At 62.7% G+C, this 23,689-nt stretch carries 24 protein-coding genes; 18 read left to right on the top strand and 6 right to left on the bottom strand.

Annotated elements, in window-relative coordinates; all coding sequences use genetic code 11:
- Positions 1–63: 63 nt before the first annotated feature.
- Both thrS and ACIQUG_RS01945 read left to right on the top strand, forming a co-directional pair.
- On the top strand, positions 64–2,046 hold the full coding sequence (gene thrS / locus ACIQUG_RS01940; protein WP_402316811.1) for a threonine--tRNA ligase: 1,983 nt from the start codon (positions 64–66) through the stop codon (positions 2,044–2,046).
- Positions 2,047–2,125: 79 nt separating this feature from the next.
- Positions 2,126–2,965, top strand: coding sequence for a lysophospholipid acyltransferase family protein (locus ACIQUG_RS01945; protein WP_402316814.1), 840 nt, complete (start codon positions 2,126–2,128; stop codon positions 2,963–2,965).
- A gap of 32 nt (positions 2,966–2,997) precedes the next feature.
- Here the strand turns inward: ACIQUG_RS01945 and ACIQUG_RS01950 are convergent, their stop codons facing one another.
- Complete coding sequence (locus ACIQUG_RS01950; protein ID WP_402316817.1) at positions 2,998–4,011, bottom strand: hypothetical protein; 1,014 nt, start codon at positions 4,009–4,011, stop codon at positions 2,998–3,000.
- Positions 4,012–4,111: 100 nt separating this feature from the next.
- On the opposite strand from ACIQUG_RS01950, the gene ACIQUG_RS01955 reads away from it, so the two are divergent.
- Both ACIQUG_RS01955 and ACIQUG_RS01960 read left to right on the top strand, forming a co-directional pair.
- Positions 4,112–4,696 carry a nitroreductase gene (locus tag ACIQUG_RS01955; RefSeq protein ID WP_034795936.1) on the top strand — a complete coding sequence of 195 codons (585 nt, stop codon included), beginning with the start codon at positions 4,112–4,114 and terminating at the stop codon, positions 4,694–4,696.
- The gene (locus ACIQUG_RS01960; RefSeq protein WP_192445974.1) at positions 4,696–5,298 is read left to right on the top strand and encodes a flavin reductase family protein; all 603 of its coding nucleotides are present in this window, start codon (positions 4,696–4,698) and stop codon (positions 5,296–5,298) included. Before ACIQUG_RS01955 ends, ACIQUG_RS01960 begins: the two co-directional genes overlap by 1 nt.
- Positions 5,299–5,320: 22 nt before the next feature.
- On the opposite strand, the gene ACIQUG_RS01965 is transcribed toward ACIQUG_RS01960, so the two are convergent.
- Positions 5,321–6,022 carry an aldolase gene (locus ACIQUG_RS01965; RefSeq protein ID WP_402316821.1) on the bottom strand — a complete coding sequence of 234 codons (702 nt, stop codon included), beginning with the start codon at positions 6,020–6,022 and terminating at the stop codon, positions 5,321–5,323.
- Positions 6,023–6,096: 74 nt separating this feature from the next.
- On the opposite strand from ACIQUG_RS01965, the gene ACIQUG_RS01970 reads away from it, so the two are divergent.
- Both ACIQUG_RS01970 and ACIQUG_RS01975 read left to right on the top strand, forming a co-directional pair.
- Positions 6,097–7,233, top strand: coding sequence for a DUF2336 domain-containing protein (locus ACIQUG_RS01970; protein WP_402316824.1), 1,137 nt, complete (start codon positions 6,097–6,099; stop codon positions 7,231–7,233).
- Between the two features lie 30 nt (positions 7,234–7,263).
- Positions 7,264–8,283, top strand: a complete 1,020-nt coding sequence (locus tag ACIQUG_RS01975) for an SDR family oxidoreductase (protein WP_402316827.1) — start codon at positions 7,264–7,266, stop codon at positions 8,281–8,283.
- 14 nt (positions 8,284–8,297) lie between these two features.
- Here ACIQUG_RS01975 and ACIQUG_RS01980 read toward each other — a convergent pair whose 3' ends face one another.
- Positions 8,298–8,711, bottom strand: a complete 414-nt coding sequence (locus tag ACIQUG_RS01980; protein WP_402316830.1) for a hypothetical protein — start codon at positions 8,709–8,711, stop codon at positions 8,298–8,300.
- Positions 8,712–8,929: 218 nt separating this feature from the next.
- Between ACIQUG_RS01980 and ACIQUG_RS01985 the strand changes: the two genes are divergently transcribed.
- Complete coding sequence (locus ACIQUG_RS01985; RefSeq protein WP_402316833.1) at positions 8,930–9,400, top strand: GNAT family N-acetyltransferase; 471 nt, start codon at positions 8,930–8,932, stop codon at positions 9,398–9,400.
- Between the two features lie 99 nt (positions 9,401–9,499).
- Here ACIQUG_RS01985 and parE read toward each other — a convergent pair whose 3' ends face one another.
- Positions 9,500–11,560, bottom strand: a complete 2,061-nt coding sequence (gene parE, locus ACIQUG_RS01990; RefSeq protein WP_043616536.1) for a DNA topoisomerase IV subunit B — start codon at positions 11,558–11,560, stop codon at positions 9,500–9,502.
- A 212-nt stretch (positions 11,561–11,772) separates the two neighbouring features.
- On the opposite strand from parE, the gene ACIQUG_RS01995 reads away from it, so the two are divergent.
- The 6 genes from ACIQUG_RS01995 to ACIQUG_RS02020 all read left to right on the top strand — a co-directional run bounded on the left by ACIQUG_RS01995 (position 11,773) and on the right by ACIQUG_RS02020 (position 18,585).
- The gene (locus ACIQUG_RS01995; RefSeq protein WP_402316836.1) at positions 11,773–12,693 is read left to right on the top strand and encodes an alpha/beta hydrolase; all 921 of its coding nucleotides are present in this window, start codon (positions 11,773–11,775) and stop codon (positions 12,691–12,693) included.
- 126 nt (positions 12,694–12,819) lie between these two features.
- Positions 12,820–14,262: a UbiA family prenyltransferase gene (locus ACIQUG_RS02000; protein ID WP_402316839.1), complete on the top strand. Its 1,443-nt coding sequence runs from the start codon at positions 12,820–12,822 to the stop codon at positions 14,260–14,262.
- Positions 14,259–15,581, top strand: coding sequence for an FAD-binding protein (locus ACIQUG_RS02005; RefSeq protein WP_402316842.1), 1,323 nt, complete (start codon positions 14,259–14,261; stop codon positions 15,579–15,581). The genes ACIQUG_RS02000 and ACIQUG_RS02005 overlap by 4 nt, the downstream gene beginning before the upstream one ends.
- A gap of 93 nt (positions 15,582–15,674) precedes the next feature.
- Positions 15,675–16,115, top strand: a complete 441-nt coding sequence (locus tag ACIQUG_RS02010) for an EamA family transporter (protein ID WP_402316845.1) — start codon at positions 15,675–15,677, stop codon at positions 16,113–16,115.
- Positions 16,112–17,122, top strand: coding sequence for an NAD-dependent epimerase/dehydratase family protein (locus ACIQUG_RS02015; RefSeq protein ID WP_402316849.1), 1,011 nt, complete (start codon positions 16,112–16,114; stop codon positions 17,120–17,122). The genes ACIQUG_RS02010 and ACIQUG_RS02015 overlap by 4 nt, the downstream gene beginning before the upstream one ends.
- An 11-nt stretch (positions 17,123–17,133) precedes the next feature.
- A complete protein-coding gene (locus ACIQUG_RS02020; protein WP_402316852.1) occupies positions 17,134–18,585 on the top strand; it encodes an aspartate aminotransferase family protein in 1,452 nt (483 codons plus the stop codon).
- Positions 18,586–18,621: 36 nt separating this feature from the next.
- On the opposite strand, the gene ACIQUG_RS02025 is transcribed toward ACIQUG_RS02020, so the two are convergent.
- A complete protein-coding gene (locus tag ACIQUG_RS02025) occupies positions 18,622–19,221 on the bottom strand; it encodes a YceI family protein (protein ID WP_402316855.1) in 600 nt (199 codons plus the stop codon).
- Complete coding sequence (locus tag ACIQUG_RS02030) at positions 19,218–19,838, bottom strand: cytochrome b (RefSeq protein WP_402320507.1); 621 nt, start codon at positions 19,836–19,838, stop codon at positions 19,218–19,220. The genes ACIQUG_RS02025 and ACIQUG_RS02030 overlap by 4 nt, the downstream gene beginning before the upstream one ends.
- 193 nt (positions 19,839–20,031) lie before the next feature.
- Between ACIQUG_RS02030 and ACIQUG_RS02035 the strand changes: the two genes are divergently transcribed.
- The 5 genes from ACIQUG_RS02035 (at position 20,032) to secG (ending at position 23,671) form a co-directional block, all read left to right on the top strand.
- Positions 20,032–20,511: a hypothetical protein gene (locus ACIQUG_RS02035; protein WP_156134116.1), complete on the top strand. Its 480-nt coding sequence runs from the start codon at positions 20,032–20,034 to the stop codon at positions 20,509–20,511.
- A gap of 185 nt (positions 20,512–20,696) precedes the next feature.
- Positions 20,697–21,182: a GNAT family N-acetyltransferase gene (locus tag ACIQUG_RS02040; protein ID WP_402316858.1), complete on the top strand. Its 486-nt coding sequence runs from the start codon at positions 20,697–20,699 to the stop codon at positions 21,180–21,182.
- Between the two features lie 59 nt (positions 21,183–21,241).
- Positions 21,242–22,135: a class I SAM-dependent methyltransferase gene (locus tag ACIQUG_RS02045; RefSeq protein WP_402316861.1), complete on the top strand. Its 894-nt coding sequence runs from the start codon at positions 21,242–21,244 to the stop codon at positions 22,133–22,135.
- A gap of 142 nt (positions 22,136–22,277) precedes the next feature.
- Positions 22,278–23,048 (top strand): triose-phosphate isomerase, encoded by a 771-nt coding sequence (gene tpiA, locus ACIQUG_RS02050; protein WP_402316864.1) that lies wholly within the window; start codon positions 22,278–22,280, stop codon positions 23,046–23,048.
- A gap of 131 nt (positions 23,049–23,179) precedes the next feature.
- On the top strand, positions 23,180–23,671 hold the full coding sequence (secG, locus tag ACIQUG_RS02055; protein WP_043617978.1) for a preprotein translocase subunit SecG: 492 nt from the start codon (positions 23,180–23,182) through the stop codon (positions 23,669–23,671).
- Positions 23,672–23,689: the final 18 nt, after the last annotated feature.

Consider the following 23,689-nt stretch of genomic DNA (forward strand, 5'->3'; position numbering starts at 1 on the left):
CACCGGCACCGCCGGCCAACTATACCACCCGCATTCGTTGGCGGGACTGGATAGGAGATCATTATGTCGAATCCTGTTTCCCTTACTTTTCCTGATGGCTCGGTCCGCGAATATCCCGCGGGAACGACCGGCCGCGACGTCGCCGAGGCGATTTCGAAGTCGCTCGCCAAGAAGGCCGTCGCGATCGCGCTCGACGGCGAACTGCGCGACCTGTCGGATCCCGTGACCGATGGCCGGCTGGAAATCGTCGTTCGCGACGACAAGCGCTCGCTCGAACTCATCCGCCACGATGCCGCGCACGTGATGGCGGAGGCGGTGCAGGAGTTGTGGCCGGGAACGCAGGTTACCATCGGTCCGGTCATCGACAACGGCTTCTACTACGACTTCGCCAAGAACGAGCCTTTCACGCCCGACGACCTGCCGCTCATTGAAAAGCGGATGAAGGAGATCATCGCGCGCAACAAGCCCTTCACCAAGGAAGTCTGGTCGCGCGAAAAGGCCCGCCAGGTCTTTGCCGAGAAGGGCGAGGCCTACAAGGTGGAGCTCGTCGACGCGATCCCCGAGGGACAGGACCTCAAGATCTACTACCAGGGCGATTGGTTCGACCTTTGCCGTGGCCCGCACCTGGCCTCGACCGGCCAGATCGGCACCGCCTTCAAGCTGATGAAGGTGGCCGGCGCCTATTGGCGTGGCGACAGCAACAACGCGATGCTGACCCGCATTTACGGCACGGCCTGGCACACCCAGGAAGAGCTCGACCAGTACCTGCACGTGCTTGCCGAAGCCGAAAAGCGCGACCACCGTCGCCTCGGCCGCGAAATGGACCTGTTCCATTTCCAGGAGGAGGGCCCGGGCGTCGTCTTCTGGCACGGCAAGGGCTGGCGCATGTTCCAGACGCTGGTTGCCTATATGCGCCGGCGGCTCGCCAACACCTACCAGGAAGTCAACGCGCCGCAGGTGCTCGACAAGTCGCTCTGGGAAACCTCGGGTCACTGGGGCTGGTACCGCGACAACATGTTCAAGGTGACGGTTGCCGGTGACGAGACCGACGACGAGCGCATCTTTGCGCTGAAGCCGATGAACTGCCCGGGCCATATCCAGATCTTCAAGCATGGCCTGAAGTCCTATCGCGAACTGCCGGTTCGTCTCGCCGAATTCGGCAACGTTCATCGCTACGAGCCCTCGGGCGCCCTGCACGGACTGATGCGCGTGCGCGGCTTCACCCAGGACGACGCGCACGTCTTCTGCACCGACGAGCAGATGGCCGAAGAATGCCTGCGCATCAACGACCTGATCCTGTCGGTTTACGAGGACTTCGGCTTCAAGGAAGTCGTGGTCAAGCTCTCCACCCGTCCGGACAAGCGTGTCGGCTCCGACGAACTCTGGGATCGCGCCGAAAGCGTGATGACGGACGTGTTGAAGACGATCGAGGCGCAGTCGGAAGGTCGTATCAAGACCGGCATCCTGCCGGGCGAGGGCGCTTTCTATGGTCCGAAGTTCGAATACACGCTGAAGGACGCGATCGGTCGCGAATGGCAGTGCGGCACGACCCAGGTCGACTTCAACCTGCCGGAGCGTTTCGGTGCCTTCTACATCGACAAGGAATCGGAGAAGCGCCAGCCGGTGATGATCCACCGCGCCATCTGTGGCTCGATGGAACGCTTCCTCGGCATCCTGATCGAGAACTTCGCCGGCCACATGCCGCTGTGGGTTTCGCCGCTGCAGGTGGTCGTCGCGACGATCACGTCGGAAGCCGACGACTACGGTCGCGAGGTTGCCGAACTGCTGCGCGACGCAGGCCTCACTGTCGAGACCGACTTCCGCAACGAGAAGATCAACTACAAGGTCCGCGAACACTCGGTCACGAAGGTTCCGGTCATTGTGGTCTGCGGCAAGCGCGAAGCCGAGGAGCGCTCGGTCAACATCCGCCGTCTGGGCTCGCAGGCCCAGACCGCGATGTCGCTCGACGAAGCGATCGCTTCGCTTTCGCTCGAAGCCATGGCGCCGGATCTCAAGCGCAAGGCAGAAAAGAAAGCTCGGGGTTGATACCCCGAGCACTTGCTTTGTCAGCAAACTGTCATATTAGCGGAATATCCGGATAAGATCGTATCCATCGGAGATTTCCGTGCAGTTCAAAGAGCTGTCCTACGCCAATGAAAACGACCGGCGCTTGAAGCGCTGGTTCATTCGCTCCATGGAAGGCCTGTCGGGCCGCAACCGCTATGCCAAGCTTTATACGCGCTGGCGGTCCGACATCGTCGGCAAGAGCGAGCGCGTCTTCGGAGAGATGCTGCAGCTGATCGACGTGACGCTGCAGACGAAGGGCGAGTGGCCGCCGCGGAACCTGCCCCATACGCCGATCGTCATCATCGCCAATCATCCTTTCGGCATCGGCGACGGTATCGCCGTGCTGGCGCTTGCCGAACAGCTCGGCCGTCCCTTCCGCGTCCTCATCAACAACGAACTGCTGAAGGTGCCGGAAATGGCGCCTTACTCGCTGCCGGTATCGTTCGAAGAGACGAAGGAGGCGCTGGCCGTCAACATCGCGACGCGCCATGAGGCGCTGCGACTGCTGAAGGAAGGCGTGACCATCGTCATCTTCCCGGCCGGCGGCGTGGCGACTGCGCCGAAGGGTTTTGGCCGTGCCGAGGACCTGCCGTGGAAGATCTTTCCGGCAAAGCTGATCCAAGCCGCGCGGGCGAGCGTAATCCCGATCTACTTCGAAGGTCAGAACGGCCCGTTCTTCCATCTGGCGAGCAAGATTTCGCTGACGCTGAGGCTGTCGCTGTTAATCCGAGAGTTCCGGCGTCTGTCGGGAACGACGATCGCGGCGCGCATCGGCGGCGTGCTCACGCCCGAGGATCTCGGTGCCTGTGGCGATCGCAAGGACCTTTTGGCGCGCATCTATGAGGCGGTCTTTTCCATGGCGCCGCCGCGTCGGCGGTTCATGCGGCGGGCAAGCTGACGTTAGGTCAGCTGCTTTCCGTAACGTCGGGCTTAGTCCTGAGCTTCCGACACGACGCTCGTATTGGTATTCGCATTGTTGCCGCCGCTGCTGAGCAGCACTTCCACGTCCATGTTGACGCCGGCCTTCACCGTGAAGTCGCGCTCATAGATCTTGTCCTTGTAGCGCGCGACGGCGGAATAGCTGCCTTCGAGCAGAACCTGCGTCGGGAAGGCGCCGTTGGCTTCGCTCACCGTGTCGCCGGCGGAGGTGAGGATCGTCCAGGCGGTATTGGCGATCGCTTCGCCGCCAGGCTCTGAAACCAGCTTTAGCGTGAGTTTCGCGGCGCGGTGCTGCATCGTTGCTTCGGTCAGCTTGCCGGCTTCGACCTGGATGTCGGCCGCAGTCGAGGCGTTCGTCGTGCCGCCATAGCTGGAGGTTACGTGATAGGTCCCGGCACCCAGCCGGACCACCGTGTTCGGCTTGACGTCCTCGACGATGAGCGCCCGTTCACCGTCACTCTTGGTGTCGGCGGAAAAGATGTCGAAGCTGAGTTCGGCCGGCGGGATGCGCACGTCGCTGCCGGAGACGGCATTGAGCTTCATACCTCCGGCATCGAGCACCAGCACCTGCTTGTCGAGCGCGCCTTGCTCCGGCACGCGGACCTTGCGTGTCGCCGAGGCGCGTCCGAAGGAAACATTGACGAAGTATTCTCCCGGCACCAGGTTGAACGCGGTCGAGCCGCCTTCCGATGTTGCGAGAAGCGGCAGCTTGCCGTCGCTTCCGGGGATCGGGCTGAACACGCGCCAGGTCAGGCCAGCTTCGACGGGGCCGCCCTTTTCGACAAGCAGCGCCTCGAGCTTGATATCCTTCAGCGTGCCGTCCGCAAGCGGATCCGATGTCAACGGGCTGAAGCCCGTCAGCTTCGGCATCTTGCGCGGGCCGGCGATCGAGGGGAAGTTTTCAAACGCCTGGGTCGCATCCTCGGCGAACACATTTCCCGTCGCGGTGCCGGCGACAAGGATCGCAAGGCCGGTCTGAAGGAAAATACGAGAGAGTGCACGCATGAGAACAGTTGACTTCCTGACTGAGTGACTCCACTTGGGACGCCGGTATGGCATTTTCGTGGCTGCCTGTGGGGCGGCAAATTAGTGGAATTCATCTGACATGAAAACCGAAATTAAGCTCGTCGACTACCTGACGTCCCGTCGCTCCATCCCCGCTTTCCAGATGGGAGGCCCAGGCCCCGGCAAGGCCGAGGTCGAGGAAATGCTGAAGCTCGCTTCGCGCGTGCCGGACCACGGCAAGCTCGCGCCCTGGCGCTTCATCGTCTATCGCGGCGAGGAGAGGGTGCGCATCAGCGCGAAGCTGAAGGCGATGGCGCTCGAGCTGAAGCCAGACCTGTCAGAAGAGATGATCAAGGTCGAGGAAACCCGCCTGTCGCGCGCGCCTGTGGTCGTCGCCGTCGTCAGCACCGCCGCGCCGCATTTCAAGATCCCGGAATGGGAGCAGGTCATGTCGGCGGGCGCCGTCTGCCTCAACCTGTTGATGGCCGCCAACGCTCTCGGTTATGCCTCCAACTGGCTGACCGAGTGGTATGCGTTCGACGAGCGCGCCTATCCGTTGTTGGGCGTGAAGCCGGGCGAGAAAATTGCCGGCTTCATCCACATCGGCACCGCCATGGTGCCGCCGACGGAGCGGCCGCGGCCGGAGCTTGCCGAGATCGTCACCTGGGTCGGCGAGGAAGCCTGATGTTTTACGATACGACCTCGAACAGTCACGGTCTGCCGCATGATCCCTTCAAGGCGATCGTTTCGCCGCGGCCGATCGGTTGGATTGGCACGCGGTCGGCCGAGGGCGCGCTGAACCTCGCGCCCTATTCCTTCTTCAACGCGATCAGCGACCGGCCAAAGCTCGTGATGTTTTCGTCCAGCGGCTACAAGGACTCGGTTCGCAATATCGAGGCGACCGGCGAGTTCACGGCGAGCTTCGCCAGTCGTGATCTGGCTGATGCCGTCAACAAGACCTCGATCCCCGCGCCGCATGGCGAGAGCGAATTCGAGATTGCCGGACTGACGCCGGTCGATGGCGCGCTGGTTGGCGCGCCTTTCGTCGGCGAAGCCTACGCCGCGCTCGAATGCCGGATGACCGAGATGTTCCAGCCGAAGGATCTGGACGGCGCATTGTCCGACAACTACGTCGTGATCGGCCAGGTCGTCGGGATCCACATTCGCGAGGATGCGATCCGCGAAGGCCGTTTCGACATGTCGACGGTCAAGCCGCTCGCCCGCCTCGGCTACATGGATTACTGCGACGGCGGCGACGTCTTTCAGATGACCCGCCCGACGCGCTGACGATTGCAGTGCAGGCTCGGCGTCATGCGCCGCCGGCGATGACTGCCTGCTCGGGCGAGCGGCAGACGACCGAAGCGAACCCGTCGTTCGTGCTTTGCGAAAGTGCCCAGCGCGTGGCCGCCGCGTCGGCCGTGGGCGGCAGCACCTCATAGGCGCGGACGCCAGCCTCATGGGCCCTCAGCACCACATTGGCGCGGCCGACGAGGATAGGCGCCGCCACGCCCTGATGCGGAGCGCTCGCCGGCTCCTTGCAGCCGACCGCCTTTGCCAGCGCCGAACCGTTGAAGATCAGGCCTTCCAATCTCTGCGAACATCCCGCCAGCGTGTGCGGCGACAGCAGGCCTTCGGGCGATGCGCCATATTCGGCGTAGATCCTGGTGCGGCCGGCCGGAAGGCCATTCCTTGCTTCGGCAACCCGCAGCATCATGTCGAGCCTCTGTATGTCCGCGCGGCCGCGGCATCCGATAAGCACGGCGCCCTCGATACCGCCGCCAAGCAGTCGGTTTAGTTCGTCTTCATGGAGCAGTTCGATCGGTTCGACGCGGGCGAGCAGCGCGAACGCGCGTCTCTCCATCTGGGAGAGGGCGGCGGTACGTGTTTCGTGACCGGAGCCGGCATCCAGGATGAGCCCGGCCAATGTGTTGAGGACACTCACGTCCAGGCTAAGCGCGTCGCCGTCGGCAAGCAGCAGCGGCCTTATGGTTTGGAGGCGGTTAACAGACATGGTGAACCAATCTTAAACCTTTGCTCGCTAGGCTCAGAACATCGGTGGCATTGGCGTGGTCTAGTGGGGCGTAGGTGATCATACAAGCATTTCTTCGCTGGGTGGAAACGGCGAGAACGGGTGAGCGAATTCGCGCCGCCAGCGCGCTCGGCCGCGCCTATGTTGATGCGCAGTTGAATGGCCTCGATCGTCGCGCCGCCGAAATGGCGATGACATTCCTGTTGGACGATCCGTCGCCGAAAGTTCGCCTTGCCTTGGCCGAAGCCCTTTGCAGTTGTTCCTCGGTGCCGCGCGCCATCATTCTTGGCCTCGCCGGCGATCAGCCTGAAATTGCCTATCTCGTCGTTTCGCATTCTCCTGTCCTGACCGACGACGACTTGGTCGACCTTGCCGCGCGCGGAACGCTGGAGACCCGCGCGCTGATTGCGGCGCGCAGTTTCGTTTCGCGCGGGGTCGCCGCTGCGATCGCCGAAATTGGCGACGAAGACGAAATGCTGATCCTGTTGGAAAACCCCGGCGCGCTTCTGTCGCGCCGATCGCTGAAGCGCATTGCCGAGCGCCTTGGCCATTCGGCTTCCGTTCGTGATCTGCTTCTTGCGCGCAACGACCTGCCGAGTGCCGCCCGCCACGCGCTTGTCGAAGAAGTCGGCGCAGCACTTGCCGCCTTTGGCCTCGTACAGGTAACGATTGGCGAAGCCCGCGTGCAGCGGGTCACCCGTGAGGCCTGCGATATCGCCGCCGTCGGCATGATTGGAGCGACAGCCGTCGAGGAACTGCCGGACCTCGTCACGCACCTGCGCGAGACCGGCCGACTGACACCGGCTTTTCTACTGCATGCGCTGGTGACCGGCCGCGCAGAGTTTTTCTCGGCGGTCATCGTCGACCTCTCGGGCGTTAGCGAAAAACGCGTGCGCTCCATTCTGTCCGGCGGACGCATCCACTCGATCCGTGCCTTGTTCGAAAGCGCCGGACTTGGACGCGACGTCAGCGAAACTTTTGCAACAGCCGTCCTCCTGTGGCGTCAGGACGGGCCGGCGGCAGTTGACGGCCATGCGACGGTCTCGGCAGAACTGCTCGCGCGCCTTCGACGCGGTGGCGCCAAGTCGCCGGCCGACGCCGCGATGATCGATCTGCTCGAGCGCCTGGCGTTTGCCGAGGAGCGCCAGTCGGCCCGCCACTACGCGGAGCTTGCCGCACGCCAGGCCGCCTGAGCGTCACCCGTTCCAGCGAGGTATGCACATATGAACGCGAGGACCGCGACCGTTGCCGTGACCGGAATTGGCGGTTTCGTCGGACGACACGTCGCGCTCGCCTTGCTGCGCGAGGGCTATCCCGTGCATGGCACGGTCCGAACGCTCGGGCGCGCCGGGGAGATCGAGCAATCCATTCGATCAGCCGGAGGAACCGATGCCGCGCGCCTGACGTTTGGTGAGGCGGATCTCCTGGAGGAGCGGGGCTGGGCCAAGGCCTTTGCCGATGTTTCTTACGTCGTCCACACCGCCTCGCCATTTCCGGCTCGCTTGCCCGCCAATGAAGGTGATCTGATCGGGCCGGCCCGTGACGGCACGCTGCGGGTGCTCAAGGCTGCCCATGCGGCCGGTGCCAAACGCGTCGTGCTCACGTCGTCGGTCGCCGCGGTCATCTACGGGTTAGGGCGAGCGCCGTTTACGGAGGAGGACTGGAGCGATCCGCAGTCTCCGCTTGCGACGCCCTATTACCGCTCCAAGACCTTTGCCGAACGCGCAGCCTGGGACTATGCGGCAGAAAGCGGCCTGCAGCTTGCGGTCGTCAATCCCGGCATGGTGCTCGGGCCGGTGCTTGGCCACGATATTGGCACATCCGTCGCCGTGGTGCGCAACCTGCTCAAGGGGAATTACCCAGCCTTGCCGAAGTTCGCCGTGCCTATTGTCGATGTGCGCGACGTGGCGGATGCGCATGTGCGGGCCCTGACCGTCGCCGCGGCAGCGGGCGAGCGCTTCTTGATCGCGGGAGAGACGCTTTCCCTTGCAGATATCACGGCTATCCTCCGGCGCCGGTTCCCTGAACACGCGGGCAGGCTTCCAAGGTTCGTCCTGCCCAATTGGCTGGCGGGACTTGCCGCACCTTTCGATGCGGGCTTGCGTCTCATCGTGCGCGAACTCGTGCATGACTCACGCATTTCCAACGAAAAGGCGCGACGCGTGCTCGGGTGGCGGCCACGCGCGGCGGAGGACGCGGTCGTCGCCTCGGCGAACAGCCTGATCTCGGCCGGCCTCGTCTGAGGCATGCAGGCGCGTCAGTCGGTAAAGCGGCGCGCGACCCAGGAATAGCCATCTTCGACATAGCGCACCGGCTTCGTCACGATGTTTTTCAGCTTTTCCCGATCGGGGATCGCGCCCGACAGGAAAGCCAGCGTGCGTTTCGGTAATCCTTGCTCGGGTTCTGCCTCCGTCGCCGGAACGGGCAGCGTCTGGTTCTGCTGGGCGCCCGGCGGCGGCGCGGGCATTTCGGCCACACTTGGCGCCGAGCTCTCGCAAACTGCGACGACAACCGGGTAGTTCGCATTGGAAAACTTCGGCAGTTGCGCGTTCGAATCCGTGTCGCACTGCGCGATCGATGGCCAGCTGCCGTTGACCGTCGAGATATACTGGCATTGGCTGACGTCGTGGTCGCAGCCGAGAATGGTCATGACTATCAGCGCCGCTTGCATCGCGTTCCCATCGTCTTTGCAGGTTGTGGTGGATCAACCTATGCCTGCATGATTCTCCTCGAAATAGGGCGATGTTGCCGGCAGCGCGGAACAAATTGTTTCAACCTGTTAGGCGGATTGATGGAGCGGCATGGGGACCTGCGCCATTTGACGTATTGGTCCGGGCGTGTGCCGGCAGTAGTTTGGCGCAAAGCAATTGAATGAAAAGGAAGAACCGATTGCCTGCCGTAACCATAGCCCTGGAGACGCCGCGCCAAGCTGACGTCCTGCGTCTCCTGGAACTCTCCGACGCTTACGCCGCCTCGCTCTATCCCGCCGAGAGCAATCACATGGTCGATCTGTCAAGCCTGGAAAAGCCGGAGGTATCGTTCTTCGTTGCAAGGCGTGACGGCGATATCGTCGGCTGCTGCGCCCTGGTACATGCCGGTGACGGGACGGCGGAGATCAAGCGCATGTTCGTCGATCCCGAGGCGAGGGGGCTCAGGGTCGGCAAGCTGTTGCTGCAGGCGCTGGAGGCGCGCGCAGAGCAAGTTGGATTATCGGCAATCCGTCTTGAAACCGGCATCTATCAGCCGGAAGCGATCGGCCTTTACAAGGCGGCCGGCTATGTCGAACGCCCGCCGTTCGGTGAATATCAGCCGGATCCGCTGAGCCTCTTCATGGAAAAATCCGTTCGCCCGACGGCATAAGGTCAGGCTGCCAACAATCCCAGTAAACGAAAACGGCGGCCGTTGGGCCGCCGTTTTGATTTGGACTGTTGTGATCCGAAAGGCTGGCTAAAGGCCGGCTCAGATGTCCAGGTTGTCCGCAAAGACGGCGCGTTCCTGGATGAAGCGGAAGCGCGCATCCGCCTTCGTGCCCATCAGGTTGTCGACCGCCTCGCGCGTGCCCTCGAAATCGACATCGTCGATCTCGACCTTGAGCAGCGTGCGGAACTTCGGATCCATCGTCGTTTCCTTGAGCTGCGCCGGCAGCATCTCGCCGAGACCTTTGAAACGGCCGATCTCGACCTTGCCGCGGCCGGCAAACTCGGTGCGCATCAGTTCTTCGCGGTGTGCGTCGTCGCGGGCATAGAGCGTCCTTGCGCCCTGGCTGATGCGATAGAGCGGCGGCACGGCGAGATAGAGATGACCGCCGCGGATCAGCTCGGGCATCTCCTGATAGAAGAAGGTGATCAGCAGCGAGGCGATATGCGCGCCGTCGACGTCGGCGTCGGTCATGACGACGATGCGCTCATAGCGCAGGTCCTCTTCGCGGTACTTGCTGCGGGTGCCGCAGCCAAGCGCCTGGATGAGGTCGGCGATCTGCTGGTTGGCGCCGAGCTTCTCGCGACCGGCGCTTGCGACGTTCAGGATCTTGCCGCGCAAGGGCAGGATTGCCTGGTTGGCGCGGTTGCGCGCCTGCTTCGCCGAGCCGCCTGCCGAGTCCCCTTCGACGATAAAGAGTTCGGCGCCTTCGGCGGTGTTCTGCGAGCAGTCGGCAAGCTTGCCGGGAAGGCGCAGCTTGCGCACGGCGGTCTTGCGGTTGACTTCCTTTTCCTTGCGCCGGCGCACGCGCTCCTCGGCGCGTTCGACCACCCAGTCGAGCAGTTTGTCGGCCTCTGCCGGATTGTCGGTCAGGTAGTGGTCGAAGGGATCGCGCAGCGCATTTTCGACGATGCGTTGCGCCTCGACGGTGGCGAGCTTGTCCTTGGTCTGGCCGACGAACTCCGGTTCGCGGATGAACACCGACAGCATGCCGGCGGCCGAGATCATCACGTCATCGGTGGTGATGAGCGCCGCGCGCTTGTTCTGCTTCAGTTCGGCATAGTTCTTCAGGCCCTTGGTCAGCGCGATGCGGAAACCCGCCTCGTGCGTACCGCCTTCAGGCGTCGGAATGGTGTTGCAGTAGGAATGAACCTGCTGGTCGCCGCCATACCAGGTGACCGCCCATTCGAGCGAGCCGTGGCCGTTGGCCTTCTCCGACTTGCCCGCGAAGATCTCGCGGGTGACGGTGAATTCCTTGCCGAGCGTTGCCGCCAGGTAATCCTTCAGGCCGCCCGGGAAATGGAAGACCGCCTTGTCCGGGATCTCCGAACCTTCCTGCAGCAATGACGGATCGCAGGACCAACGGATCTCGACGCCACCGAAGAGGTAGGCCTTCGAGCGAGCCATGCGGAAAAGCCGGCCGGGTTCGAAATGCGCGTGCGGTCCGAAAATGTCCGGGTCCGGATGGAAGCGGACGCGCGTGCCGCGGCGATTGTGCACGTCGCCGAGTTCCTCGAGCCCGCCCTGCGGAATGCCGCGGGAGAAGCGCTGGCGGTAGAGCTTGCGATTGCGGGCGACCTCGACTTCGAGCGCGTCGGAAAGCGCGTTGACGACGGAAACGCCGACGCCGTGCAGACCGCCCGAGGTTTCATAGGCCTTGCCGTCGAACTTGCCGCCGGCATGCAGCACCGTCATGACGACTTCGAGCGTCGATTTGCCGGGGAATTTCGGATGGTTTTCAACCGGGATGCCGCGGCCGTTGTCGGTGACGGTCAGGAACCCCTCGGCATCGAGATGGACCTCGATGAAGTTCGCATGGCCGGCGACGGCTTCGTCCATCGAGTTGTCGATGACTTCGGCAAAGAGATGGTGCAGCGCCTTCTCGTCGGTGCCGCCGATATACATGCCCGGACGACGGCGTACGGGCTCAAGGCCCTCGAGCACCTCGATCGCCGACGCATCGTAATCGCTGCCATCGCTGCCCTTCGGGGCAGGGCGCGGTTCTTCGCGCGCGATGGGGGCTGCAGCCACGGCCGGCTTGGCGCTCGGCTGAACGGGCTTCGGTTGCTCGGGCATTGAGAAGAGGTCGCTGTTGTCGTCCATGGGGCCGTTCGGATCGTTCCTGTCGTTCGGGAATGCCAGAGGCCTTAGCAAGCCCCAGGCTTTGCCGCCATCCCCCGGCGGTCGAATCACCTGAATTCTGCCAGACTCTCACAGGATACGCGAACAAAAGGAGAATTTCTGGCGCCGGCCGCCGGCGATTTTTCGCACGAACGGCCGTGTTTCTGGCCAAGTGTTGCTTTGCGGTGCGGCCAATGGCAAGGCTTGCGGCCAAAGAGGGAGCCCGTCATTTGGCCGTGTCCACAGTTGTTTTTCCGTTTCGCGCCTGCCTGTTCGCCCTGGCCCTGGCAATTGCCGCTTCGCCGGCAAAGGCTCAGACGCTCAAGCCCTACAAGGACGAACTGTTCTCCTATGCCAAAGTGCTCGGCCAGGAGGATGGCGGCGACGACATGACGGTCGACTACCAGGAACTGCGGGACATCAACGAGCGCGACGAAATCCCGGAGCGCCGGGTGAAGCGCGCCTATGTGTCGCTTGGCGTCAAGAGCGAGCAGGTCAACGAAACGCTCGATATCGGCGGCCGCGGGCTGGACGTGACCCGTGTCGGCCCCGATCGCGGCGCCGGGTTTTCGGTCATCTTCATCCATGGGCGCGGCGGCGACCGCCGGCTGGGCGCCAACGACTTTTCCTTCGGAGGAAACTTCAATCGGCTGAAGAATCTCGCCGTCGCCAATGGCGGCGTCTATTACGCCCCGAGCGTCCGGTCCTTCGATACGGCAGGGGCCGCCGATATCGCCGGCCTGGTCCGATACGCGTCCGAACGTTCCGGCGGCCGTCCGGTCGTGCTCGCCTGCGCGTCGATGGGAAGCTTCATCTGCTGGGGTGTCTCGCGCGACGCCTCCGCCGTCGCGGCACTCTCCGGCATGATGGTGATGGGCGGCGTCAGTGATCCGGACTTCACGAAAAGCGCCGCCTACAAGGCGAAGCTGCCGATGTTCTTCAGCCATGGCAGCCGCGACAGCGTCTATCCGGCCGAGGGCCAGAAGGCGCTCTATCGGTCGCTGAAAGCCAAGGGTTATCCGACGCGCCTCGTGCTTTTCGAAAGCGGCTCGCACGGAACGCCGGTGCGCATGACCGACTGGCGCGATGCGCTGAACTGGATCGGTGGTCATTAGGCGTCGCCCTGCTGCTGCGGATTTGTTAACCAGCCCGCCAATTTGCGAGCGAAACAGGGCCGCGCGTTTCCACTCTGGAAAGTTGAAGTCGTGATGATACCGGCAACTATGGCTGGGATAGACTTCATGGACGCGCGCACCGAGACACGGCACATTCCGCTGTGTGTGGATCTTGACGGCACTTTGCTGGCCGCCGACACCCTTTGGGAAGGGGCGGCGATCATCCTACTGCGCAATCCGCTGATGCTGTTTCCGATGCTGTTCTGGCTGGCAAAGGGCAAAGCACGGCTGAAGCATGAAGTGGCGCTTAGATCCGGCCGCCGGGCGGAAGACTGGCCTTACCGGCAAGCCGTCATCGACCGGCTCGCGGAGGAAAAGAAGAACGGGCGCGAACTTGTGCTCGTGACCGGCGCGGCACCGTCCGTGGCAAACGACATCGCCGCCCATGTCGGCATGTTCTCCTCGGTCATGCATTCGACCGACGCGCTCAACCTGACGAGCAGCAACAAGCGCCGGGCGCTGGTCGAGCGGTTCGGCGATGGCGCCTTCGACTACATGGGCAACAGCCGTGACGATATCGCCGTCTTCGAAGTGGCGCGCCGCGCAATCGTGGTCTCGCCCGACGCGGCCGCGGAAAAATGGCGTCGCAACCATGATGCCGAGCGGCTCGATACCGGCAAGGTCAGCGCGCTTGCACCGCTGAAGTCGATCCGCGTGCATCAATGGGCGAAGAACGTGCTCATCGGCGTGCCGATGATCCTCAACCACGAGGTGCTGCACTTCGATGCGATCGTCAGCGTCATCATCGCCTTCTTCGCCTTCAGTTTCCTTGCTTCCGCCGTCTACGTCATCAACGATCTCTCGGACCTTGCCAATGATCGCCGCCACGCAAAGAAGCGCTACCGGCCGCTCGCGAGCGGCCAGATGTCCGTGCCGACGGCGCTGGTTCTCGCCGGTTGCCTGATCGTCGCGTCGGTGGCGCTGACCCTTCTGTTGCCCTGGAAGTTTGCCGGGGTGCTGGCCTTCTACGCCTGCGCGACGACGGCCTATACCTTCGTGCTGAAGCGCAAGCTGCTCGTCGACGTGTTCACGCTTGCCGGCCTCTACACCACGCGCATCGTCGCCGGTGCAGCCGCGACCGGCACCGAACTCTCCTTCTGGCTGGTCTCCTTCGCGATCTTTTTCTTCCTCAGCCTCGCGCTGGTGAAGCGTTACGTCGAACTGCACGAGTTCGAGGACAAGGACGGCGGCAACGTGCCGGGACGTGGCTATCTGGCCGTCGACTTCGAGATGGTCGGTCAGGCCGGCGTTGCCTCGGCCTTCACCTCGGCCCTGGTTCTGGCGCTTTACGTGCACAGCAAGGAGCTGCAGGAGATGTACACCACGCCCTGGGCGTTGTGGCCGCTCTGCCCGTTGGTGCTCTATATGTTGCTGCGCATCTGGATGCTTGCGCGCCGCGGTATGCTGCATGAGGATCCGGTCGTCTTCATCATGCGCGACTGGCGCAGCCAACTGACCATGCTGATCGGCGCGCTGCTGATCCTATTTGGAGCCATCGGGCCGCAATGACCCTGCAAGACCATGAAAGCTGGGGCCGCATCGACAATCGCGTGCGGCCTGGAATTTCGCCTGACGACTATGAAGACCGGCTGGGCAGCCTTGAGGCCGATGGCTATCTGCCCTTCGGCAACGGACGCAGCTACGGCGACAGTTGCCACAACGATCGCGGAACGCTGATCGAAAGCAACCTTTACGGCCGCATCCTCGCCTTCGATCCCGGCACCGGCATGATGACCTGCGAGGCCGGCGTGACGCTGCGCCAGGTGCTGGAACGGGCGATCGAACATCGCTTCTTCCTGCCGGTGACGCCTGGCACGGCCTTTGTGACCGTCGGCGGCGCGGTCGCCAACGACGTACATGGCAAGAACCATCACGCGCGCGGCACCTTCGGCAATCACGTGACGCGTTTTACGTTGCTGCGTTCGACCGGCGAGCGGCTGACCTGCACGCCAGTCGAAAACCCGGAACTCTTCGCCGCGACCATCGGCGGCATGGGGCTGACCGGACTGATCCTGACCGTCGATATCCGGCTGATGAAGGTGCCGTCGCCGCATGTCCAGCAGCACGCGATCCGCTTCGAAAACCTGGACCGGTACTTTGCCCTCGTCGACGGCGTCGATGCCGAGCATGAATACTCCGTCGCCTGGATCGACCAGCTCGCCAGGGGATCTCGTATGGGCAGGGGGGTGCTGCTTGCCGGCGATCATGCCGATGGTTCCTGCGAACTGCCCGACATCCCCAAGGGATTGAAGCTGTCGGTGCCGTTTTCGCCGCCGTTCAACCTGCTCAACCGGGCAACGCTCAAAGGCTTCAACGAGTATTATTTCCGCAAGGTGAAGCCGGGCGAGACGGTGACGACCGTTCCCTGGACGTCCTATTTCTATCCGCTGGATGCGATCGGCGCCTGGAACCGGCTCTACGGTCCGCGCGGGCTTTACCAGCATCAGAGCGTCTATCCCGCAGAAAACGCGCCGGAGATCACGGCCAAGCTCATGGAAACCGCCCGTCAGGCCGGCCATGCGTCGTTTCTGACGATCCTGAAGCGGTTCGGCGATATCGGCTCCCGGGGCGTCCTGTCCTTCCCGCGTCCTGGTTTTACTTTGACGCTGGACTTCGCCAATCAAGGTGAACGAACAGTAAAGCTGCTCGATGCGCTCGATCGCATCGTGATCGAGGCAGGCGGTGCGATCAATCCGTACAAGGATGCTCGCATGACCCCGCAAGTCTTTGAAAAGTCTTTTCCTTTCTGGAGGAATCTCGAAACGTTGCGCGATCCGGCGCTGGTTTCGAACTTCTGGATGCGCACCGCTCTGGCTTTGCCAGAATGAGAATGCAGACAATTTTATTCAATTAAATGCGCAAACTTCACGGAATATCCGTCTCTTGCCCGTAAGTAGATTTTCGGGACTGGGAGTAAAACTATGAAATATATTCCATTCATTCTCTTTACCGTGCTCACCAATGCCGCCGCGCAGCTGATGCTGAAGCAGGGCATGATGACGCTCGGACCGATTTCGATGACGGCCGAAACCGCGATCGTCCGGTTGTTTCAGATCGTCTTCAACCCTTGGGTCTTTGCCGGTCTTGCGACCTTCGTCATCTCGATGGCGTCGCATCTCTACGTGCTGTCGAAGGTCGAGCTTTCCTTTGCCTATCCGTTCCTGAGCCTGGCTTACGTTCTCGTTGCCGTCTTCGCCTATTTCGTCTTTCGCGAAGACCTCAACGCCTGGCGCATCGCCGGCATCGCGCTGATCTGCGCCGGAACCGTTCTTATCGCCCAGTCGGGCATTTCATCCCATGCCGAAGACAAGCCGACTGAGGCCGCCGGGGTGAGCACCGCAGAATTCGGGAGCAAGTCATGAAACATATCATCTTTGGTGGCGATGGCTTTGTTGGCCGTCATCTGGCGGAACGCCTCGTCAAGGAAGGCGAGGAGGTCGTCGTCGCCGATATCGTCAAGTCCGACCTCCCGCATTACGGCCGCGTGCGCTTCGTCCATTGCGACGTCACCGATCTGGAGGCCGTCCAAAAGGTCGGCATCGGCGCCGACGACATGATCTACAACATGGCGGCCAAGATGCTGTCGCCGTTGCAGGTCCGCGCCAAGCGCTGGGAGTTCTTCTGGCCCGTCAACTATTACGGTGCCGAAAACATCATGAAGGCGATGGATGCCGCCGGCGCGTCGCGCCTGGTGCAGTTCACCACCGACATGATCTATGGCCACACGGTACAGTCGCCGCAGACCGAAGACCATCCGGCAAAGCCGCTCGGCGAATACGGCAAGTCGAAATGGGCGACCGAGCAGCTGGCCATGCAGTGGCGCAAGCAGGGCATGAACATTTCGATCTTCCGCCCGCGCCTGATCATCGGACCCGGCCGCCTCGGTATCTTGGAGAAACTGTTCAAGCTGATCGATTTGAACCTGCCGGTGCCGATGATCGGCTCGGGCAAGGTGCCCTACCAGTTCATCTCGGTGTTCGATTGCGCCGAAGCCGCGCGGCTTGCCTGGAAGGGCGGCGTTCCGAACGAAGCCTACAACCTCGGTTCCGACAATCCGCCGTCGGTGCGCGAGCTGCTCGGCAACCTGGTCAAGCATGCCGGCTCGAAGTCCATTCTGCTGCCGACGCCCGCCTTCGCGGTCAAGCAGACGCTCGCCTTCTTCGACCTGATCAACAAGCCGATCATGGACCCGGAACAGTATCTGATCGCCGACGAGATGTGCGTGCGCGAGACCGGCAAGCTCAAGCGCGAGCTTGGCTGGCGCGCGGAATACAACGATGGCGACATGCTGATTGCCGCCTATGACGAATATCGGGCCAAGAAGACGGGCGCCGTTTCGGCCGCTTCCGTCGTCGTGCCGGCCGAATGAGGGGACAGACCATGCTGGATAGACCGAACCGTATCGCCGTTTCCGCTCCGTCACTCGACGGCGGCGTTGCCAAGCCCAATCTCGTCACCGTTGAACAGGCGAAAGCCATGTCGATCGGCGACATCACCACGGCCTTCAAGGATCACCTGAACCCCGGCCAGCTGCATTTCATGAAGCTTCTCGGCTTTCACAAGGTGAAGATCGAGAGCGCCGAGGGCATGTTCTACACCGACCAGAACGGCCGCAAGATTCTCGATTTCTTCGGCGGCTTCGGCTCGCTCGCCTTCGGCCATAACCATCCGCGCATTCTCGACGCCCGCCAGAAGTTCCAGGACGAAAAGCGCCACGAGATCGCCATCGCCTTCATGTCGCAATATGCGGCAGCACTGGCGAAGAACATTGCGGCCTGCTCGCCGGGCGACCTTGACATGGTCTTCCTCGGCTCATCCGGCTCGGAGGCGATGGAAGCGGCGGTCAAGCTCGCCGAGCGTGCCGCCGGTCCGAAGCGGCCGAAGGTCGTCTATGCCGAGAACTCCTTCCACGGCAAGACCAAGGGCGTGCTCGCGATCACCGACGGCCAGCTTTACCGCGCCGATTTCAAGATCACCGACAACACGGTGCGGGTGCCTTTCGCCGACATCGACGCGGTCGAGAATGTCTTCAAGTCCGACCCGGAAATCGGTGTCATCGTGCTCGAAACCATCCAGGGCGGCGGCGGCATCATCCAGGCGCCGGCCGAATACTGGCAGAAACTGCGTGCGCTCTGCGACAAGTACGGCGTGCTCTGGGTCGCCGACGAAGTGCAGTGCGGCTATGGCCGCTCGGGCCGCTTCTATGCCTTCGAACATTACGGCGTCGTTCCTGACGTGACGGCGCTCGCAAAATCGCTCGGCGCCGGCAAGGCCGCCGTCGGCGCGATGATTGCCCGCCGCGACGTCTACATGAAGGCCTATGGCACCCCGAAGACGGCGATGATCCACGCGATGGCGACGTTTGGCGGCATGGGCGAGGCCTGCGTGACGGCGATCGAAGGCATCAACGTGCTTTACGACGAGCACCTGATCGATCGTGCCGCAGACAGTGGCGACTATCTGCTCGAACGCCTGCAGGCGCTGAAGGAGAAGTATCCGAAGATCATCAAGGACGTGCGCGGCAAGGGCCTGATGGTCGGGCTGGAATTCCAGGACTTCAGCCAGACGCTGCCGATGGTGCTGCGTCCTGTCGTCTCGATGCTGGACGACAAGCTCAAGGGCTCGCTCTCCGGCTTCATCGGCGCGCTGCTCTTGCGGGACTACGACGTGCTGGTGGCCTTCACCGAATACAATCGCAACGTCATCCGGCTCGAGCCGCCGCTGATCTGCGAGCGCGCCCATGTCGACCAGTTCATTGCAGCCCTCGACGACCTGCTCGGCCGCGGCATCGTGCGGATCGTCAAGGATTTCGTCGGAAGCCAGATCGGCTGACCGAGACGCCTATCGACTTGCAAGGGGCAGGGGCGTTCAGCGCCTCTGCCCTTTGATGTTCATGTCGAACTCGACGACGTTGGAATAGATCGGCGTGCCGACATCCATGCCGTAGGGTGACCGGTGGATATTGCCGCGGATGTTGAAGGCGATCGAGCCGCGGTTCCAGTCAAGCAGCGTCACCGAGAAGCGCTCCTTGCGCGACATGCCGCGCGCCGTCAGCGTTCCCTCGACCGCGGCTGTATCCGGCCCGGTCTGTTTCACGGTCGTCGAATGGAAGGTGACTGTGCTGAAGTTGGCGGTGTCGAAGACGGCGCTCGACTTCAGAAAGTCCTCGATCCGCTTTTCTCCGGTTTTCACGCTCTCGGGGTAAAGCGTGAACTCGACCGTCGAGTGGCCGACATCATTTCGGTCGATGCGGAAATTGCCGGAAAACTTGGCGAAGTCGCCGACAATGCCGCCGCCACCGGCTTGCGCCACGGTGAAATGGATACGCGAAGCTGGCGTGATGCCGTAGTTGCCGGCAGCATCGGCAAGGTCCGGTGCGGCTGCCGCAGCGGGCGACGGAATGCTCCCGAGCGCCAGCAGCAGCGTCAGGGAAATGGCCTTTGTTGGTGATTGCGAGTGCGGTGTCATGGTTTCTTCCTTCCGGCGATAACCGGATCCGAACCAGCCGCTTGGGAGGAAGCGCGTTGGCGTGAGCCGGTCTGAAGCATGCGGACGAGGACGTCGTCGCGGCGTGCGAAGTGGTGGTAGAGGGCGGCCAGGACGTGAAGCGCGACGAAGCAGAAGAGCAGATAGGCAAGCGTCATGTGGACGAGCGTCCATAGGTCTTCGGCCGCTTCCGATTTCGCCATCGGCAGATGGGGGATGACGATCCAGTTGAAATAGAAGCTCGGTATGTTCAGCGTCGATGTCGAGGCCACCGCCCAGCCGGCAAGCGGAACGGCAAGCGCGAGCATCATGAGCACGACATGGGTGGCGCTGGCCGCTCGGCGCTCAAGCGCGCTGAGGCCCGCGGGCGGACGCGGCCGAACCTCGACGAGGTGCCACAGGGCGCGGACCGTCGCCAGCCCGAGTGCGGTGAAGCCGAGCGACTTGTGCCACTGATAGAGCGAAAACTGCAGCGCCGGATCGACGGGCGTTCGCCGCATGACGAAGCCGAGGCCGAGCAGGGTAAGGATCAACGCCGCAATCGCCCAGTGAAGGACGATGGTGATCCACCCAAATCCGGTTTTGGCGTTGCGCAGCATGTCCGACCCCATGGTCGTTCGCCCGGCCATAATCGGCTCGGCGACTGCGGTAAGACTCATGAGCTTGCGCTTTTATTCGCCTAGAATACCATAAAATTGCACTGAGATCTTGTTGATCTCGGCAAGCTATGGTCCATTTGCTCGTGGAGGGGACACGGAGGGGTTGTTCCCGGGAGCATGTGGACTGGCGTACATGACAAAGAAGAAAACCACACCAATGAGCCCGCACGAGCGGGAAGCCTATGAACACGGCCGCACGGGCATCCGGCTTGGAACAGAAGGCAATTATGGCGAAGCGGTCGACGCTTGGCGTCTGGCATCGAACGTCGCCGATGTGCATCTTGCGCTCACGGATATGTATTATTGGGTCAAGAGTGGCTACGGCGCCGCCCTTTGCGATGCCGGGCACCATCGCGAGAGCATTGCCGTCTCCCTGCTCGCCCGTGAGTGGACGCTCGCGCGGCGCCAACCGCTCTCGTCGCTTTCGATCGCGCGCGCTTATCTGGCGCTCGGCGACGGCGAGGCGGCGGCACCCTATCTGCGCGAGGTTCACGCCCTGATCGGCGATGCGATCTTCGAGCAGTTCGACGAGGATGCGGAAGCCGACGTCCACGCGGCGATCGCCGGCTTGGAGAACGGCGGCAACCAGCCGACCGCCGGCCGCCCCAAGTAAGGGCGCGCGGATATCCTTGGTAATAGCGCTGCCGGAATCTGGCGGGATCTCGGCAATTCTGGCGTTGGCGTTTTCTCGCCATGATTTCATTTTATCGGCCGATTGCCCCTTTAGCGGGTGATTCGAGGTCCGCCGTTCTGGTTCGGGCCCTTTTTTAACATTTTGATTTTTCTAAGGAGTTTCCCATGAGTGAAACCGTATTGCCGTCTGATGCCGAAATTACCCTTCGGCGCATCTCAGCCCTGACCGTCTGCGACGTCTGCGAGCTCAGCGAAACGCTGAGCGAGGAACAGCGCAACATGGTGGCGGACAACGGCACCTCGATCGCCGAGGCGCATTTTTCCGAGAATGCCTGGTTCCGTGCGGTCTATGCCGATGAGACGCTCATTGGCTTCATCATGCTGCACGAAGGATCCGACTGGGACGACGGCATCGATTGCCCGGGTGTCTATCTCTGGCGCTTCATGATCGCCCGGCCGTTCCAGGGCAAGGGATATGGCAAGCAGGCGATCGCCCTTGTCGTGCGCGATCTGAAGGCTAGGGGCCTGCATGAGCTCTACACGAGCTACGGACAGGGCCCTGGCAGCCCCGAAGGCTTTTACCAAGGGCTGGGCTTCAAGCCGACGGGCGAGCACTATGACGATGAACTCGAAGCGGTGCTGAAATTCTAAGCGCACCAGGGGCACGGGAAAAACCTCCCGTGTCTCTCTCAGATGTTTAAGAGTGAAACATGAGTATTGATCTTCACGAGGCCAATCGCCTCTCCTGGAATGCCGCGACCGTCGCGCACAACAGCCATAAGGGCGACCAGGCCGCCTACTTCCGCGCCGGCGGCTCAACGCTTTATCCGGAAGAGATCGAGCTGCTCGGCGATATCGCCGGGCTCGACGTTCTCCATCTGCAATGCAATTCCGGCCAGGACAGCCTGAGTCTCGCGCGTCGCGGTGCGAACGTGACCGGCGTCGATATCTCAGACGAGGCGATAGCCTTTGCCACGCGGCTTTCGACGGAAAGCGGCATCGCCGCCACCTTCGAGCGGTCCGACCTTTTCGGCTGGTTCGACGATGCCCGTGCGAGCGGTCGGCGTTTCGATCGCGTCTTTGCGTCCTATGGCACCATTTGCTGGCTGTCGGACCTCGGGATCTGGGCGCGCGGCATCGCCGATGTGCTGAAGCCCGGCGGGAGTTTCGCCTTCGTCGAATTCCATCCCTTTGCGATGGTCTTCGATCCGGGTTGGAAGCTGCATTACGATTACGCCCCCAAGGAGCCGGTCGCGGAGGCAGGCGTCGGTGACTATGTCGCCGACTCGGGCGCAGGCCTTGCCCATGGCGGCTACCAGGAGGGCGTCGTGGGGTTCACCAATCCGCACCCTTCCTTCGAGTTCAACTGGGGTATCGCAGATGTCGTGCAGGCCCTGATCGACACTGGGCTCCGGATTGAAGTCCTGAAAGAATATCCCTATGCCAATGGCTGGGTGGCGTTCGAAGGCATGCGCGACCTTGGCGGCGGGCGGATGGCGCCGCCTGCGGGCATGCCGAGCCTGCCGCTGATGTATGCGATTGCGGCCGCAAAGGCTGGGCCGGCGGCGGAAGATGGCGAAAAGGCAAGGCGTCCTTCGGCATGATGCTGGCGACGCGCTGGGCTTGACGATCCTTGCGGCGGGCCGGGGCAACCGGCCCCGCCCATGAATAATCGCCGGCGGTGCTTTTATTTGCCGGCTGCATTTGCTAGGCCGCTTCCGGAGAAAAGTACCCGGAGGAAATTGCATGACGCCCGATATCCGCCCGCTCGTCGCCGGCAACTGGAAGATGAACGGAACCCGCGCTTCGCTCGATCAGATCAAGGCGATGGCCGAAGGGGTCAAGGGCGAACTCTCCGCCAAGGTCGAAACGCTGATCTGCCCGCCGGCAACGCTGCTCTACGTGGCGACGGCGCTTTGCGACGACAGCCCGCTCCTGATCGGCGCGCAGGATTGCCATCAAAAGCAGTCAGGCGCCCATACCGGCGACCTTTCCGCCGAGATGATCGCCGATTGCTTCGGCACCCACGTCATTGTCGGCCATTCCGAGCGCCGCACCGACCACGCCGAAAGCGATGCGCTGGTACGCGCAAAGACGGAAGCGGCGCATGCCGCCGAACTCGTCGCTATCGTCTGCATCGGCGAGACCGGCGACGAGCGCAAGGCGGGCAAGACGCTCGATGTTTTGAAGCGTCAGCTCGCCGAAAGCCTGCCGGATGCAGCAACTGCGGAAAACACCGTGATTGCCTATGAGCCCGTCTGGGCGATCGGCACCGGCCTGACGCCGACGGCTACTGACGTCGAGGAAGCCCATGCCTTCATGCGCAAGGAGCTGGTCGCGCGCTTTGCCGACGCCGGCGCCAAGATGCGCATCCTCTATGGCGGCTCGGTCAAGCCGTCCAATGCGAAGGAATTGATGGGCGTCGCCAATGTCGACGGCGCCCTGATCGGTGGCGCAAGCTTGAAAGCCGAAGACTTCCTCGCCATCTACCGGGCTTATGAAGAATTGACGGCCTGATCGCCCGGGTTACCGGGCAGGGGCTTGGAATGGCGCACGGCATGGTATAAAGAGGCGCGAAAATTGCGCCCGGCCATGCCGAGTTTGCGCAGGGTTTGATTCGTGTGCCCCAAGGGCAGGACTGGAAGCTGATGCAGACCGTACTACTCGTCATCTATCTCATGGTCGTCGTCGCCCTGATCGGCGTCGTACTCATTCAGCGTTCCGAAGGCGGTGGTCTCGGCATCGGCGGCGGCTCGGGCTTCATGTCCGCGCGCGGCACGGCCAATGCGCTGACCCGCACGACGGCGATCCTTGCAGCGCTGTTCTTCGTCCTGGCACTCGGCATGGGCATTCTCGCGCGTTACCAGCCGCAGGCGACCGACATCCTCGACCGTATCCCGGGCACCAGCTCGAACGGTGGTGGCGTTCTCAATTCGCTCGGTGGCGGCGCTCCGGCTCCGGCTGGCGGCGCGACTGGACAGCAGCCGGCAACCGGCAACCCCGCTCCCGCCGACAACGGCGTTCCGTCGACCGCCGCACCGGCAACGACGGGCGAAGCCCCGGCCGGCGGCGCAACGACTCCGGCGCCCGCCGCTGGCGCCAACAGCAATACGGGATCGCAAGTTCCCAGCGGCCAGTAAGGTCGCAATTCTGAAGAA

Origin of the sequence: Ensifer sp. NPDC090286 (genome assembly GCF_044769565.1) — a bacterium.
In the GTDB taxonomy this organism is placed as follows: Bacteria; Pseudomonadota; Alphaproteobacteria; order Rhizobiales; family Rhizobiaceae; genus Ensifer.